This is a genomic window from Streptomyces sp. NPDC048560 (assembly GCF_040650955.1).
In the GTDB taxonomy this organism is placed as follows: Bacteria; Actinomycetota; Actinomycetes; order Streptomycetales; family Streptomycetaceae; genus Streptomyces.
Map to the genome: position 1 here is coordinate 44351 of NZ_JBEZIJ010000017.1, position 13369 is coordinate 57719.

13 protein-coding genes and 1 pseudogene are annotated in these 13369 nt (G+C 69.4%); 6 read left to right on the forward strand and 8 right to left on the reverse strand.

The window, feature by feature from the left end; genetic code table 11:
* Nucleotides 1-1106: 1106 nt before the first annotated feature.
* Nucleotides 1107-1370: a hypothetical protein gene (locus AB0C82_RS33690; RefSeq protein ID WP_362849796.1), complete on the reverse strand. Its 264-nt coding sequence runs from the start codon at nucleotides 1368-1370 to the stop codon at nucleotides 1107-1109.
* 335 nt (nucleotides 1371-1705) lie between these two features.
* On the opposite strand from AB0C82_RS33690, the gene AB0C82_RS33695 reads away from it, so the two are divergent.
* Nucleotides 1706-1987 carry a hypothetical protein gene (locus tag AB0C82_RS33695; RefSeq protein WP_362849798.1) on the forward strand — a complete coding sequence of 94 codons (282 nt, stop codon included), beginning with the start codon at nucleotides 1706-1708 and terminating at the stop codon, nucleotides 1985-1987.
* Nucleotides 1988-2411: 424 nt separating this feature from the next.
* Here the strand turns inward: AB0C82_RS33695 and AB0C82_RS33700 are convergent, their stop codons facing one another.
* The 6 genes and pseudogenes from AB0C82_RS33700 to AB0C82_RS33725 all read right to left on the reverse strand — a co-directional run bounded on the left by AB0C82_RS33700 (nucleotide 2412) and on the right by AB0C82_RS33725 (nucleotide 6187).
* Nucleotides 2412-2624 (reverse strand): hypothetical protein, encoded by a 213-nt coding sequence (locus AB0C82_RS33700; RefSeq protein WP_362849801.1) that lies wholly within the window; start codon nucleotides 2622-2624, stop codon nucleotides 2412-2414.
* A 327-nt stretch (nucleotides 2625-2951) separates the two neighbouring features.
* Nucleotides 2952-3788, reverse strand: coding sequence for an alpha/beta hydrolase (locus AB0C82_RS33705; RefSeq protein WP_362849803.1), 837 nt, complete (start codon nucleotides 3786-3788; stop codon nucleotides 2952-2954).
* Nucleotides 3785-4378, reverse strand: a complete 594-nt coding sequence (locus AB0C82_RS33710; protein WP_362849806.1) for a TetR/AcrR family transcriptional regulator — start codon at nucleotides 4376-4378, stop codon at nucleotides 3785-3787. Before AB0C82_RS33710 ends, AB0C82_RS33705 begins: the two co-directional genes overlap by 4 nt.
* Nucleotides 4379-5237: 859 nt before the next feature.
* Nucleotides 5238-5725, reverse strand: a pseudogene (locus AB0C82_RS33715) (hypothetical protein).
* A 115-nt stretch (nucleotides 5726-5840) separates the two neighbouring features.
* On the reverse strand, nucleotides 5841-6047 hold the full coding sequence (locus AB0C82_RS33720) for a response regulator transcription factor (protein WP_362849809.1): 207 nt from the start codon (nucleotides 6045-6047) through the stop codon (nucleotides 5841-5843).
* Nucleotides 6044-6187: a hypothetical protein gene (locus AB0C82_RS33725; protein WP_362849812.1), complete on the reverse strand. Its 144-nt coding sequence runs from the start codon at nucleotides 6185-6187 to the stop codon at nucleotides 6044-6046. The genes AB0C82_RS33720 and AB0C82_RS33725 overlap by 4 nt, the downstream gene beginning before the upstream one ends.
* A 381-nt stretch (nucleotides 6188-6568) precedes the next feature.
* Between AB0C82_RS33725 and AB0C82_RS33730 the strand changes: the two genes are divergently transcribed.
* From AB0C82_RS33730 to AB0C82_RS33750, 5 genes are all read left to right on the forward strand, one after another.
* A complete protein-coding gene (locus AB0C82_RS33730; protein ID WP_362849815.1) occupies nucleotides 6569-6841 on the forward strand; it encodes a DUF3253 domain-containing protein in 273 nt (90 codons plus the stop codon).
* Nucleotides 6842-7050: 209 nt separating this feature from the next.
* Nucleotides 7051-7392, forward strand: coding sequence for a hypothetical protein (locus AB0C82_RS33735; protein ID WP_331726371.1), 342 nt, complete (start codon nucleotides 7051-7053; stop codon nucleotides 7390-7392).
* A gap of 318 nt (nucleotides 7393-7710) precedes the next feature.
* Nucleotides 7711-9411, forward strand: a complete 1701-nt coding sequence (locus tag AB0C82_RS33740) for an alpha-glucosidase (RefSeq protein WP_362849818.1) — start codon at nucleotides 7711-7713, stop codon at nucleotides 9409-9411.
* Between the two features lie 57 nt (nucleotides 9412-9468).
* The gene (locus AB0C82_RS33745; protein ID WP_362849821.1) at nucleotides 9469-10467 is read left to right on the forward strand and encodes a TIGR03885 family FMN-dependent LLM class oxidoreductase; all 999 of its coding nucleotides are present in this window, start codon (nucleotides 9469-9471) and stop codon (nucleotides 10465-10467) included.
* Complete coding sequence (locus tag AB0C82_RS33750; RefSeq protein ID WP_362849824.1) at nucleotides 10464-12158, forward strand: alpha-amylase family protein; 1695 nt, start codon at nucleotides 10464-10466, stop codon at nucleotides 12156-12158. Before AB0C82_RS33745 ends, AB0C82_RS33750 begins: the two co-directional genes overlap by 4 nt.
* Nucleotides 12159-12227: 69 nt before the next feature.
* Here the strand turns inward: AB0C82_RS33750 and AB0C82_RS33755 are convergent, their stop codons facing one another.
* Nucleotides 12228-12815 (reverse strand): snapalysin family zinc-dependent metalloprotease, encoded by a 588-nt coding sequence (locus tag AB0C82_RS33755; RefSeq protein ID WP_362849827.1) that lies wholly within the window; start codon nucleotides 12813-12815, stop codon nucleotides 12228-12230.
* Between the last annotated feature and the right edge of the window lie 554 nt (nucleotides 12816-13369).

Genomic DNA, 13369 nt, shown 5'->3' on the forward strand with positions numbered 1-13369 from the left:
GGTGGCGGGCGGAGCTGGAGGTGAGCAGCGAGCTGCGGGACTGGCGGGCCGACGTGCTGGTCTTCGACGAACAGGGCCGGCCCTTTATGGCGCTGGAGGCGCAGCTGTCCCCGATGACGCCGGACGAAGCGCGGATGCGCACGGACCGCTACGCGCGCGACGGGGTCGCGGTGTGCTGGGTCGGCCTGCACGGCCGCCCCTGGGAGCGCGCTGTGCCCGCGCTCAGAGTCCGCGCCCCAGCCGAGAGAGGCGATCCCTGGACGGTGCGGCACGGGGTGGCCCGCTACACCTGGACGCCCCGCATGGTGAAGGGGAAGGCGAAGTGGGAGCACATCACCTGTCCGCTCGGTGATGCCCTCGCGTGGATCCTCCAAGGGTGGGTGCGCGTCCACACGGGGGTGAACGGCACGGTCTGGTGGACGGCGCCCGCATACGAGGAACGGGCGCTGGCCCGTGCCCGGATGGAGGCCGACGCCGAAGCCGCCAGTCAGGCGGCTGCCGCCGAGCGCCGCCGCGAGGAGAGTGCAGCCGCAGATCGGCGCCGCCGGGCCGCCGAGCAGCGGGCCCTTAACCGGCAGGCCGATCTGCAGGAGCGGCAGGCCGAGATGCAGCGGCTGACGGGGTTCTTCCAGCGCACAGGCTTTGACCTCACGGCTTGGGACACCTTCACACAACTGGTCCGCTCCGCCTCCGGCAAGGCGATCGTGTACGGGGAAGATAGCCGCCGGTACGGAAACGGCCTCCTGGTCCACGCCCGGGCACGGGGGACGGACGGCGGATACACCCTGGCTGCCGTTGTCTGGCCTGACCCCGCGGCGCTCACCCGGTGGCCGGAAGCTCGACATCCTGGTCCCCGACCACACCTGGCTCGCCCGCCTCCGGACCGCCGCCCGGGTGCCGCTGCGGGTCGCGGTACTGGACCCTCGCACGGGACGCAGCACCTTCGAACGCATCCACCCAGTCCTGGATCCAGTCGCGGGACCAGACCGGCCCGGATGGGCGCACTACTCCTCGTGCCTGAACCGGTCGACCGGCCGACCGATACCGACGTCGCGTCACACCGGGTGCCCTGGTCCTGCGGCCTGGAAACGACGTCGACTCCGAAGTTACTCAGGTGGCGGGCCGGAGACCCCTACGTACCAGTCGTCAGCCTCCGTCATCCCGTCCATGCTCGGCTGGTAGGGCTTGACGACGTCGTCGGCATCCTTGAAGTACACCGTGGCGCAGAGCGGGTACTCCTTTCCGGTGGGGGCCGTGATCGTTTCCCGGGCGGCCACCCACACGAATTTTCCCGGCTGAGCCCACTTCTCGCGGGCGAAGGTCAAGGTGGGGTCCGCCGTCCCCTGCCGCAGCAGGTCCGACCAGCTCATGTACGTCACCTCGTGAGCGTAGAGCGCGAACTCTGCCGCACGGTAGGGGACTTGACAGCCACGCTCACAGCCCACTCGCCAACGGCCGGCAGCGCGCCGGCCGTCGCCGCGGTGCTCATCCCCGTGGCTGCTGTCCGCCTGGTTTGGCGACTCACGCGCCTACCTCCTCCTGGGCGGACGCGCGTCGTCTGACAGCCGGGCTGTGGCAGCGGGCCGTGACGGACCGGACAGCTCAACACCGCGCGGTATGCGGCATGCGCATGTCGTGGGCCCTACTGAGGAGTGCCCTCGCCGAACGTGCCCGCCACGCCCCGGACATGCGAGAGGATGCTCCGGTGATCATCGCCAGCTGGGGCGGTCAGGTGCCGGAAGACCCCGGAGGGGCCGAACTGGCCGACCTCCTGGACGGCGTCGCAGCGACCCTCCACGACGCCACCCGCTCCGATATCAGGGCCGAACTGGCGGTCGCGGTTTCCCACCTGAGGGCTGCGGACCGCCTCGGCGGGCTTCTGCCGGCCGTGACGCTGTGGCACCTGCGCCAGGCGCTCCAGCGAGCCGCCTCCCTCCCGGATTCCAGAGAACCCGTCACCGCTCCGGCCCGGAGCGCCTCGGCCTAGCGTCGCGCCCCTGTCCACGAAGCATGCCCGTGGACAGCCCACCGACCAGATCTGCGCGCTGGCGCGAAGACTGGCCCTTGGAGCTCAAGGCCTCGGTTCGGGTCAGGGCCGCGGACACCCTGCAGCCGCAGATCCACCGGCTACCAGGTTCGACGGCACCAGCACTTTCCATCCGATCGAGAAGGCAGACCGCCCGTGTTTCAGGAGACCCCGATCTACAACCGTCTCATTGTTGAACGGGGCGATACCCTGGCCCAGGTACGTGGTGAGGCCCAGCGGCTGGGTAGGGAGCTGGAGCGGGTCATCCCGCCCGCTCGCCGCCCGGACTCCTCCGCCGCGCAGCATGACCCCTGGCCGCGCCCGCGCATGTGACAGGCCGGCCCCGTGTGCCGCGTCGAGGCCGCAGATGGCTGCGTTCCGATGCTCACCCAGCCGCCGCTGCGGTTTGTTCGCGCAATGTGCGGAGCCAGGTCTCCATGAAGCCGACCGCGCCGGTTTCGTCGCCCGGCGTACGGGAGATGTACGAGTCTTGTTCGAGCTGTTCCATGAGCGCTTCGTACAGCTGGTCGAAGAGGAGTTCGAGGCAGACGGTCAGGCTTTCGGCGAACTGTCTGGGGGAGAGGCTCAGGGAGATCATGGGGGCCGAGGAGCGGCCCCACGCCCCATGAACCCCGCAGACCGAGCAGCACCTCCCGCGCCCTGACCAGATCCTCGAACGTGGCCAGCTGAACCGGACCCAGTACGTCGGCGTTCCGTTGGAGCAGTCTCCAGTCCACCGGTGGCCCCTCGCCCCGCTCGGCCGCGCCCAGCCCCTCACGGTCAGCCCGGACATGCCCCAGTCGGCGAATGCCTAGACCAATGCGTCCGCGCCCACCCACGAGGATTTCCCCGGGGAGAGCTAGTTGCGGATGTGACATTCAGTGACCAACTTCGGTGGTGTTGGGCAGGACGAGGGGATTCGGGTCTAGGCGCGGAAGGCCTTCCGAAGGAGTTCGCCGAACTCGGCGGGGTGCGTGGTCAAGCCTGTGTGCCCGCCTGGATAGTGCTGGAGTTCCGTGCCGAGACGCTCGGCCAAAAGAGCCGCAGGACGGTAGGGCAGCTCGCCACGTGAGTCCTGGCCGCAGGCGAGTACGAGCCGGTCCGACAGTGCCTCCAGACGGTGGATGTCCGGGGCGTAGGACATGAATCTGGGCACGATGTGCCCGACGAAGTACGGCAGGTTGGCCATTGTCCGCTCGGCCCGCGCCGCTGCTTGCGGCGGAAGCTTGAGCTCGGCCTTCGGCTCGGTGGTGTCGCCGTCCTTCTTCAGCCCTGCGGCGAACACGGCCATCGCCGGCATGAGCCCCTGAGTGTGAAGCGTTTCCTGCACGCGCGCGATGAGCGTGCGATGTTCGGCGGCGTCCGGCAGGACCTCCACCATCGGCGGTTCGTGCGCCACGACGCGTTCGATGCGTTCGGGATGGGTGGTGAGCAGGTGCAGGGCGGCGATCGCGCCCGAGCTGGCGCCGAACACCCGGGCGGGCTCACCGGGAGACAGCAGTTCCAGCATTCGGAATGCGTCGTCGGCGTGCTCGGCCACGTGCTGCTCGGTCTCGGGGTCGTCCAGCGTGCTTCGGGACATGCCGCGCGGGTCGTAGGCAGCGACCGTGTATTCGGCGGCCAGGTCGTCGGCGATGCCGTCGTAGGAGGCCGCGTCGCCCGCCCCTCCGGGGATCAGCAGCAGGAGCGGGCCCTGACCGCGCACTTCGTAGTGCAGAGTCGCGCCGTTCACGCGCAGGCTGCCGATGGTCGGGTCGGTCATGAGGAGTCTCCTTCTCGGGACGAGGGCCAGTGCTCCAGGAGGGTGTGCAGGGCGTCGAGGGCGCGGACCCATGAGTGTTGCGGCGAACGCTTGTGAGCGAACCCGCCCGCAGCCTCCAAGGCGACGAACCCGTGGAATGTGCTGCGCAGCAACCGGACCGCGTCGGTCAGATCGGGCTCGGCCAGTCCGTAGCCGCGCAGCATGCCGTAGGTCAGCTCGACCGCGCGCCGCGGTCCGGGTGCTCTTGCGGCCAGCTCAGGGTCGATCTGGATCGGGGTCTGCGTCGCCATGTAACGGCCCGGGTGCTGGCGGGCGTACTCCCGCCAGGCATTCGCAAACGCGACCAGCGCGTCCTTGCCCGACCGCCCGGCGGTCGCCTCGGCGATACGGATGGTCTTCTCGTCTGCCGCCAGCAGCGCGATCCGTCCACGCAGATCCTCCAGACTGCGGACGTGCGTGTAGAGGCTCGCGTCCTTCACGCCGAGCCGCCGCGCCACCTGCGACATGGTCACCCGGTCGAGCCCGACCTCGTCCGCCAGCTCGGCGCCCGCGATCGTCACTCGCTCCGCCGTCAGCCTGGCCCGCGCCATGGCGTCCTCCCAATGATCCTAGGTCCCCTAGATATAAACTAGGGGTCCTAGGAATTCAAAACGGGGATGCGTTCACGCACGTACCGCTGCTGCGGATGACGGGGTATCAGAGCTGGCCACCAGCGCCTGTGCGTGTGGATGCCCGCTGGTTGCCGAGCGCGTGAGCGAGTTGCCGACGCAGACTCGGATCTCCTCCACAAGTTGCCGGTTCCGTTCCAGGGCCGCTTCAGGCGTGCGTGCAGCGAGGCATCGGAGCGTTCAGCCGCAGGGATCTGCGGCGAGGGGGAACACCGAGTCGTGTCACGAAGTCGTTCGATCTCGCTCGGATGTCAGGCTGGCCATAGAGCCAGGAACGTGTGATGCCCGCGCGCCGGGCAACGCCCCCGAAAGACATCCGGAGCTCCGGTGCGGTCGAGTTCTCGCAGGGCCTGGATGGCCTTGGCGGGTGTGAGTTCGCGGCGCTTGCGTGCGGCGGCGATGAGCGGTGCGGGGTTGGGCTCAGGAGGCATCGGCGGCCGCCTCACCGGTGTCTGACTGGCCGTCGTCTTCGAGCGACGTGATGATCTTCTCCAGGTTGTCGGCAACCTGTCGGTTCACATGCGGGCGAGCCGATCTTCTTCCACCGTGTCCTGTCGCTCTTGACCAGGCCGGCAGGGATGTGTACGTGGCCAGCGGCGATGGATCTCAATGCGCATTGCAGTGCGGGCAGGCGGGCTGCCGCGCTGGCTTTGGTGGGAGGAGCCACGGCGAGGTAGCTGAGCATCTCCCGTCCGCGAATTTGCTCGGATGGGCCACGCGACGTGCGCTCACCATTCCGGCTTCATGCGTGGTGGGGATTCCGGCGGTGGGGGGCGCTGAGTTACCCGCGGATCTGGGCGTTCACTGGGGGATGTGCATTGCCGTTCTCAGCGCCCAGGTTGGCGAGCAGGCGTCGTAGTCCGTCCTCGGCGGGGCTGGCGGGGGCCGCGAACAGCACCAGTAGCTCGATGCCTGATTCGTTCGGCAGCGCGAAGTTCTCATGGTGCAGTTCCAGCAGTCCGACCAGAGGGTGCCGGTACGCCTTGCGTACATGAGTGCGGGCGCGCACGTCCGCGCGAGCCCAGAGGCGGCGGAAGCGTTCACTGCCCATCGCCAGCTCGCCGATGAGTGAGGCCAGGCGGGGATCCTGCCAGCGGCCAGGCGCAGGTGCCCGACCACGTCGAGGGTGCAGTTCTCCCAGTCCGCGTACAGGCCGCGCTCGGCTTCCTCAAGGAAGATGTGCCGGGCGGTGTTCAGGCCCGGCATCGGACGGCCGTAGAGGAGTCCGGCGAGGCGGTTCCCGGCGAGTACGTCCATGCGGTGGTTCATGATCAGCGCGGGTGCGTCGCCTACCAGGTCCAGGACGCGCAGCAGCTCCGGCCGGACCCGCCCGGTCGTCGTCGAACGTGGTGAGGGCGACGACCCGGGTGGCAGGGCGCGTCGCCTAGATGCTGGTGGCCGTGATGCCGTCCATGCCGGGCATTCTCAGGTCCATGAGGACGACGTCGGGAGTGAGGCGTTCAGCCGGTCGTACTGCCTCTGCTCCATTGTCCGCCTCTCCCTGGATTTCGATGTCCTGAGCCTGCTCGAAGAGCATGCGCAGCCCCATGCGGACGAGCTGCTGGTCGTCGACGACGAGGATGCGGATCACAGCTGGGGCTCCATGTCGGGTGCGAAGGCGGGCAGTTCGGCCGTAAGCCGCCAGACCCGAGCCTCGGGGCCCGCATCCAGCCGGCCGCCGAGCAGGTCCATGCGTTCGCGCACGCCGATCGCGCGAAGGACCGGAATCAACCCGCCAACACGGTAAGGAGCGTCGTGGTTAGCCACCGAGTGTTCTGGTTGACCGGAGCCGCGCACAGTTGGCCGAGCTCGTGGCTCGACCGGCAACGCGCGAGTCCGGGAAATGGAGGTGCTAATTCTTGGCCTGCGCAAGGATCTTTCCATGTCGACCGACGTCAGCGGAATGATCGAATGCCGGCCGGGGGCACGCCTGTGGGGCCCCGACAACGAGGACTCGGTAGGGGAGGTCGGCATCGATCTCTTCCTCCTCAGCAGGGGCAACGCCTACGACGGCAGTCCGTCAGCCTGGCGCGGGGGGAGAGTACAGCCAACGCTTCAAGGGCCGGCAGCGGGTGCGCGTGCGCGAGAACAGCCGGGTGCGACACTGGGGGAGTGGAGGACGACGAGCGGCAGATGGACCGACGCTTGGAACGGGCCATTCTGGAGCTGTTGGAGCGGCGTGATCCGAAAGCCACGATCTGCCCCTCCGACGCCGCACGGGCGGTGTACGAAGGGGAGGGCGACGGCTGGCGCGCGCTGATGGAGCCGGCACGTCGCGCGGCCACCCGGATGGTCGAGGCCGGTGAGGTGGAGATCACCCAGAGTGGTAGCCCCGTCGAGCCCTCGAAGGTCCGCGGCCCGATCCGCATCCGTCGCGCCCGCTGAGGTCCGTCCCGCTCGTGTGGCACCCGGCCGGACGGGTGCCATGAGGCGCCCCTGACCTCCGGCTCAGGGAAGCGGACTGATCGCGTACGCGCCGAACTCACGGATACGCGCGGAGAATCAAGAACGAGGCGTCCTGGACCAGGGGGAAGATGGCGGTTGACCGCGTGTCCTGAGGTCATCCGTCCGAGCCGCAGGACAGCATCGACCGGATGAACCCTCCTGCGGACCCGGAGCGGACTCCGGACGGCAGATACGTGGTCGTCGACCACCGCCGATGGCGTGCGACGGATCCGGAGATCCCCGAGGACGTCGCCTCCCGCCTACGGCATCATCTGATGGCGGCGCGCCGCGGGGTGGCTGCCGCACGCCGCGCCGCTGACGCGAAGGCTGAGGGCCGGGCGCGGAAACGCGTGAACACCGCGAAGGTGGCGCTCGGTGAGCGGGGTGATCCCTGGTGGGAGCAGTCTGCCGAGGTTCGCCGTCTGCGCTGGGAGAGGGGGCTCCACGAGCTCGACCAGGCCGAGAGGGAGGAGGGCGGGCGCGCACCGTGAGGCGGGTTGTCTCCTTGGGCGTGGTACGAGGCTCCGGCTCGTGGTGCACGGAGCGATCAGGTCCCTGGACCCCTGCCGATTCGAAGCGGACCGCTGTTGCCCCCCGGTACGGGACCGCTGAGGGGCGGGGTCCGACATGCCTCGCGCGGGAGTCGCCGAGAAGGCGCCGGCCGGTGCGCGCAGGGATGGGCCCCAGCGGGTCGGTTCGTCCTGGGGGGCCGGGGCGCCCGGCCGGCGATGCCGCCCTGACCGGTATGACCTCAGCCTTCGGGGAAAGGAGACTCACGTTCCCCAACCCCGGGCGAGAGGAGTCCACCGATGGCAGCCGACGGCATGGGGCACGCCGAGGACGCGTGGTGGCGGTCCGCGGTGGTCTACCAGGTCTATCCGCGCAGCTTCGCCGACTCCGACGGTGACGGCATCGGCGACCTGGACGGCCTCACCGGGCGCCTGGACCATCTGTCCGGGCTCGGCGTCGACGTGCTTTGGCTGTCGCCCGTCAACCCGTCCCCGCAGGCCGACAACGGGTACGACATCAGCGACTACCAGGACATCGACCCCGTCTTCGGTGACCTGGCGGCCTTCGACCGGCTGCTGGGCGCCGTGCACGAGCGCGGGATGAAACTCGTCATGGACCTGGTCGTCAACCACACCTCCGACGAGCATCCGTGGTTCCAGGAGTCACGCGACCCGGCGAGTCCGAAGCGCGACTGGTACTGGTGGCGTCCGCCACGTGAGGGACGCGAACCCAACAACTGGGGCTCCTTCTTCTCCGGTTCCGCCTGGGAGCTGGACGCGGCGAGCGACGCTTACTACCTCCATCTCTTCTCGCCGAAGCAGCCCGACCTCAACTGGGAGAACCCCCGGATGCGTCGGGCCGTGTACGCGATGATGCGCTGGTGGCTGGACCGGGGCGTGGACGGCTTCCGGATGGACGTCGTCAACCTCATTTCCAAGGACCCTGCCCTCCCCGACGGCGAGGTGCACGAACAGGGGCCGTACGGTGACGGCTCGCCCTACTTCGTCTGCGGACCCCGCATACACGACTACCTCCAGGAGATGCACCGCGAGGTGATCGCCCGGTACCCGGGCCGGCTGCTGACCGTCGGGGAGATGCCCGGGGTGACGGTCGAGCAGGCCCGCCTGTTCACCGACCCGGCGCGTGCCGAACTCGACATGGTCTTCCAGTTCGAGCACGTAGGGCTCGACCACGGGCGGGGCAAGTTCGATCCCCGCCCGCTGCGGCTCACCGACCTCAAGGCCTCGCTCGGCCGCTGGCAGTCCGGCCTCGCCGACGTCGGGTGGAACAGCCTGTACTGGAACAACCACGACCAGCCCCGGGTGGTCTCTCGGTTCGGAGACGACGGACCGAGCCACCGGACCCGGTCCGCGACGATGCTCGCGACCGTGCTCCACCTGCACCGGGGCACGCCGTACGTCTACCAGGGCGAGGAACTCGGCATGGCCAACGCGCCCTTGCGCACCATCGAGGACTTCAGGGACATCGAGTCCCTGAACCACTACGCGGAGGCGCTGCGCGCGGGGGCGGAATCCGAAGACGTCCTCCCGGGACTACGGGCGATGGGCCGCGACAACGCCCGTACACCCATGCATTGGGACGCGTCCCCGCATGCGGGGTTCACCACAGGCACCCCGTGGATGCCCGTCAACCCGGACCACACCGAGGTCAACGCCGAAGCGGCCCTCGCGGATCCCGACTCCGTCTACCACCACTACCGTCGGCTGATCGCCCTCCGGCACCAGGAACCGGCCGTCGTGCACGGTGACTTCACGATGCTGCTGCCGGACGACGAGCGGATCTACGCGTTCACCCGCCGGTACGGCCGCACGGTGCTCCTGGTCGTCGGGAACTTCACCGGCGACACCGCCTCCGCCGTGATGCCCGCCGGATGGGACGGCGCCGAACTCGTCCTGGGCAACGGTCCGTCGGTCCCCCCGCGGCCCGGCCGCCTGGTGCTCGCCCCGTGGGAGGCGCGGGTGCACCGGCGCAACGACTGAGCCGAGCGGCCGGGGACGGCGACCGATGATCCCTCCGGTGCCGGGTACGCGGATCCCATGACCGTCTATGGATTCCACGCCTCCCATGAACAAGTACCTCCCGCCGACCTGCTGGCAGCCGTCGTGCGCGCGGAAGGCGCGGGCTTCACCGCCGCGATGTGCTCGGACCACTTCTCACCGTGGAGCGTGCGGCAGGGTGAGTCCGGCTTCGCCTGGTCCTGGCTCGGCGCGGCGCTCCAGGCCACCGACAGGATCCCCTTCGGAGTGGTGAACGCCCCGGGCCAGCGCTACCATCCGGCGATCGTCGCGCAGGCGATCGGGAGCCTCGCCGCGATGTACCCAGGCCGCTTCTGGGCGGCGCTGGGAAGCGGCGAGGCGTCCAACGAGCACATAACCGGCGACCGTTGGCCGCGTAAGGACGTCCGGAACGCGAGGCTGCGCGAGTGCGTCGACATCATCCGGGCGCTGCTGCGCGGCGAGGAGGTGAGCCACGACGGGCTGGTGACCGTGGATCGGGCCAGGTTGTGGACCCGTCCGGAGACGGTGCCACCGTTGGTGGGGGCCGCGTGCAGCGAGGCGACCGCGCGGTGGTGTGCGGAGTGGGCGGACGGCCTGATCACGGTGAACGCGCCGCGCGAGAGACTGCGCCGGATCGTGGACGCCTACCGTTCGGGGGGCGGCGTCGGCCGGCTGCACCTCCAGGTGCACCTCAGCTGGGCCCCCGACCTGGAAACCGCCCAGGAACTCGCCCACGACCAGTGGCGCACCAACGTGCACGGGCCGCCGGCGAGCTGGGACCTCGACTCTGCCGAGCTGTTCGACAACGTCAGCGAGCACGTCTCTCCGGACAGGGTCGCGGAGTCCGTCAACATCTCCGACGATCTCGGCCGGCACGCGGCATGGCTCCAGGAGTACGCCGACCTCGGCTTCGACGCCGTCATGCTGCATCACGTCGGCAAGGAGCAGAGCGCCTTCATCGACGCGTTCGGCGCGAAGGTGCTGCCGCAGCTGGATGTCACCCGGCCCCCGGCCGCCGTGGCGGAGGGTGTCCGATGAGGCTGACCCGCACCTCCGACCTGTGGTGGAAGAACGCGGTCGTCTACTGCCTGGACGTGGAGACGTACCAGGACTCCGACGGCGACGGCACCGGCGACTTCGCCGGCCTGACACAGCGCATCGACCACTTGGTGCGCCTCGGCGTCACCTGCGTGTGGCTGATGCCGTTCTACCCGACGCGGGAGCGCGACGACGGCTACGACATCACCGACTTCTACGCCGTCGATCCCCGGCTCGGCACGCTGGGCGACTTCACCGAGTTCGTGCGCACCGCCCGCGACCGGGGCATCCGGGTCATCGCCGACCTGGTCGTCAACCACACCTCCGACCACCATCCGTGGTTCCAGGACGCCCGCTCCAGCCGCACGTCGAAGTACCGCGACTGGTACGTCTGGTGCGACAGCCCGCCGGAGGACGGCCCCGAGGGTGTGGTCTTCCCCGACGTCGAGAAGAGCGTGTGGGAGCACGACGAGACCACCGAGCAGTACTACCTGCACCGGTTCTACAAGCAGCAGCCCGACCTCAACGTCGCCAACCCGGCGGTCCGTGACGAGATAGCGCGCATCATGGGCTTCTGGACGCAGCTCGGACTGTCGGGATTCCGGGTCGACGCGGTGCCGTTCCTGCTGGAGACCGACGGCCAGGAGGACGCGGACCAGCTGCCCGACCCGCACGAGTACCTCGCCGACCTGCGGGCCTTCCTCGGACGTCGCAGCGGTGACGCGGTGCTGCTGGGCGAGGTGAACCTGCCCTACCCGGACACCGCGAAGTTCTTCGGCGACTCGGAGTCCTCCCGCGGTGACGAGCTGACCATGTGCTTCGACTTCATCGGTATGCAGCAGATGTACCTGTCGATGGCGCGGGGCGAGGCGGCCCCTCTGGCGGCGGCTCTCCGGGAGCGCCCCGCGGCGCCCCGCGACGCGCACTGGGCGACGTTCGTCCGCAACCACGACGAGCTCACGCTCGACAAACTCGACGACGACGAGCGCGCCGAGGTGTTCGCCGCCTTCGGCCCCGACAAGGACATGCAGCTCTACGACCGGGGCCTGCGCCGCCGCCTGCCGCCGATGGTCGACGGCGACCGGCGGCGCGTGGAACTGGCGTACAGCCTGCTCTTCTCCCTGCCCGGCACACCGGTGCTGTTCTACGGCGAGGAGCTAGGCATGGGCGAGAACCTCGCCGCCGAGGGCCGGCAGGCCGTCCGCACCCCGATGCAGTGGACGCCCGACAAGAGTGGCGGTTTCACCGCGGGGGAGGGAGTGGAGCTGCCCAATCCCGTCGTGACGGGTGCGTTCGGCCCGACGAAGGTCAACGCGCATGACCAGGCGCACGACCCGGCTTCGCCGCTGGGTCGGATGCGGACGCTGATCGAACGCTACCGGGAGACCCCCGAGCTGGCCTGGGGTAACTACCGGGTCATCGACGCGGACGATCCGGGCGTGCTGGTCCACCTCAGTTTGCTGGAGGGCGGCGCGGTGCTCGTGCTGCACAATTTCTCCGAGCGGTCCGTCACCGCCTCCGTCGAGGTCCCGGGACTGAGGGGCGGCCGGCTGCTCACCGATGTCTTCACCGGTGACACCCTCAAGTCGGCGGCCGCCGGCCTCGTCGATGTCGCGCTGGACCCGTACGGCTACCGGTGGCTGAGGGTCAACACCCCCCTTGACGACCCGGATCGGGCGACAGCGGTGTGATCCGACGCGCGCGAGGTGTCCGACCCCACGGAGTGGGCCGGACACCTCGCGCGATGGTCGTCCCGCCGGCTAAGGCGCGTCCACCAGAGTGCGGCCGTCGGCGGGAACGAGCGAGGCGAGGCCGCCGGCGTAGGCGGACTCGACGCGGGATCGTTCAGTCGCGTTCGGAACCGCGTTCGTGCAACTGGTGCCCGCGGCCGACCCTGACATCAGCTGGGAGCACGGGCCGGGCTTGGTGTCGGGCAGGCCCAGGCTGTGCCCCATCTCGTGGGCGGCGATGCGGGTCTTGTCATAGCCCTCGGACACCGCCTGGCTGCCGAGTTCGACACGCACCTGGCCACCCGGGCGTACCGGTCCGAGTGTCGCCTGCGGCCAGCCACTGGTGGCGACAATCTGGATCTCGGCCCGGGTGCCGGGTGCGGCTTCGACGAGCCTGACGTTGCTGACGTTCCGGTTCCACGAGGCGACTCCGGCGGCGATCGCCGCTTCCCAGCCGCCTGCGCGGCTGTCGTCGTAGTGGAGTGTCACTACGGCAGCCACGCTTGTTGCTGCGGTCAACTCCGGTGCGGGCGCGGGTGCGGCGTGGGCTGCTGTTGCTGTGACCAGGGCGACCGCGAAGGCGGCGCCGGTCGCCTTCAGCCATGAGGAGTGCGGCATTGCTGTCCCTTCACTCGTGGGGGACTCGGCTCGATCCGAACCGAGAGCGGGGAGGGGCCGCGATCGGCGGAGTGGCCGGGCGCAGGTTCTCCGGGGGCCTCAGAACTATGCCCATCCCTCCGTGCTTATCATGCCCCTGTCATCAAGGGAGGGCCGGAAAGGAGCGGTGCGGACCGCGTCCGCGGTCCGGAGCGGGCCGCCTGCGCCGTGTGAGACGGCGCTCATGACGACACATGAAAGCGGTCCGTCCGGAGACACGCCCGATGAAGTCCTGACGATGCGGCGTTACCCTGCGCGGACGATTCTTCAGTGGAGGTACGGATGCTCGTTCCGTAGGCCGGAATGTGTCGTTCCTCGAGTGGCCACTATGCAGATGAGGCGTCTCTCCGCTGCGCATCTGGGCAAGCTCCCAAGCCGCGAATGCCGTCTTCATCTTTTCGGCCAGAGGTCCAGGCGGGCCTAAAGCGTGTTGCAGAAGGCTGTGTGGTGGCGTGCTGACGCCGGGCTGCGGTCGTGTCTGATCACGCGGCGAGGGCGTGGTTGTGCATGTGGGC

Coding starts and splice junctions, on each gene's coding strand:
- AB0C82_RS33690 (WP_362849796.1), bottom strand. CDS start 1,370: ATGAGCTGGTCGGACCTGCTGCGGCAGGGGACGGCGGACCCCACCTTG.
- AB0C82_RS33700 (WP_362849801.1), bottom strand. CDS start 2,624: ATGATCTCCCTGAGCCTCTCCCCCAGACAGTTCGCCGAAAGCCTGACC.
- AB0C82_RS33705 (WP_362849803.1), bottom strand. CDS start 3,788: ATGACCGACCCGACCATCGGCAGCCTGCGCGTGAACGGCGCGACTCTG.
- AB0C82_RS33710 (WP_362849806.1), bottom strand. CDS start 4,378: ATGGCGCGGGCCAGGCTGACGGCGGAGCGAGTGACGATCGCGGGCGCC.
- AB0C82_RS33735 (WP_331726371.1), top strand. CDS start 7,051: ATGAACCCTCCTGCGGACCCGGAGCGGACTCCGGACGGCAGATACGTG.
- AB0C82_RS33740 (WP_362849818.1), top strand. CDS start 7,711: ATGGCAGCCGACGGCATGGGGCACGCCGAGGACGCGTGGTGGCGGTCC.
- AB0C82_RS33745 (WP_362849821.1), top strand. CDS start 9,469: ATGACCGTCTATGGATTCCACGCCTCCCATGAACAAGTACCTCCCGCC.
- AB0C82_RS33750 (WP_362849824.1), top strand. CDS start 10,464: ATGAGGCTGACCCGCACCTCCGACCTGTGGTGGAAGAACGCGGTCGTC.
- AB0C82_RS33755 (WP_362849827.1), bottom strand. CDS start 12,815: ATGCCGCACTCCTCATGGCTGAAGGCGACCGGCGCCGCCTTCGCGGTC.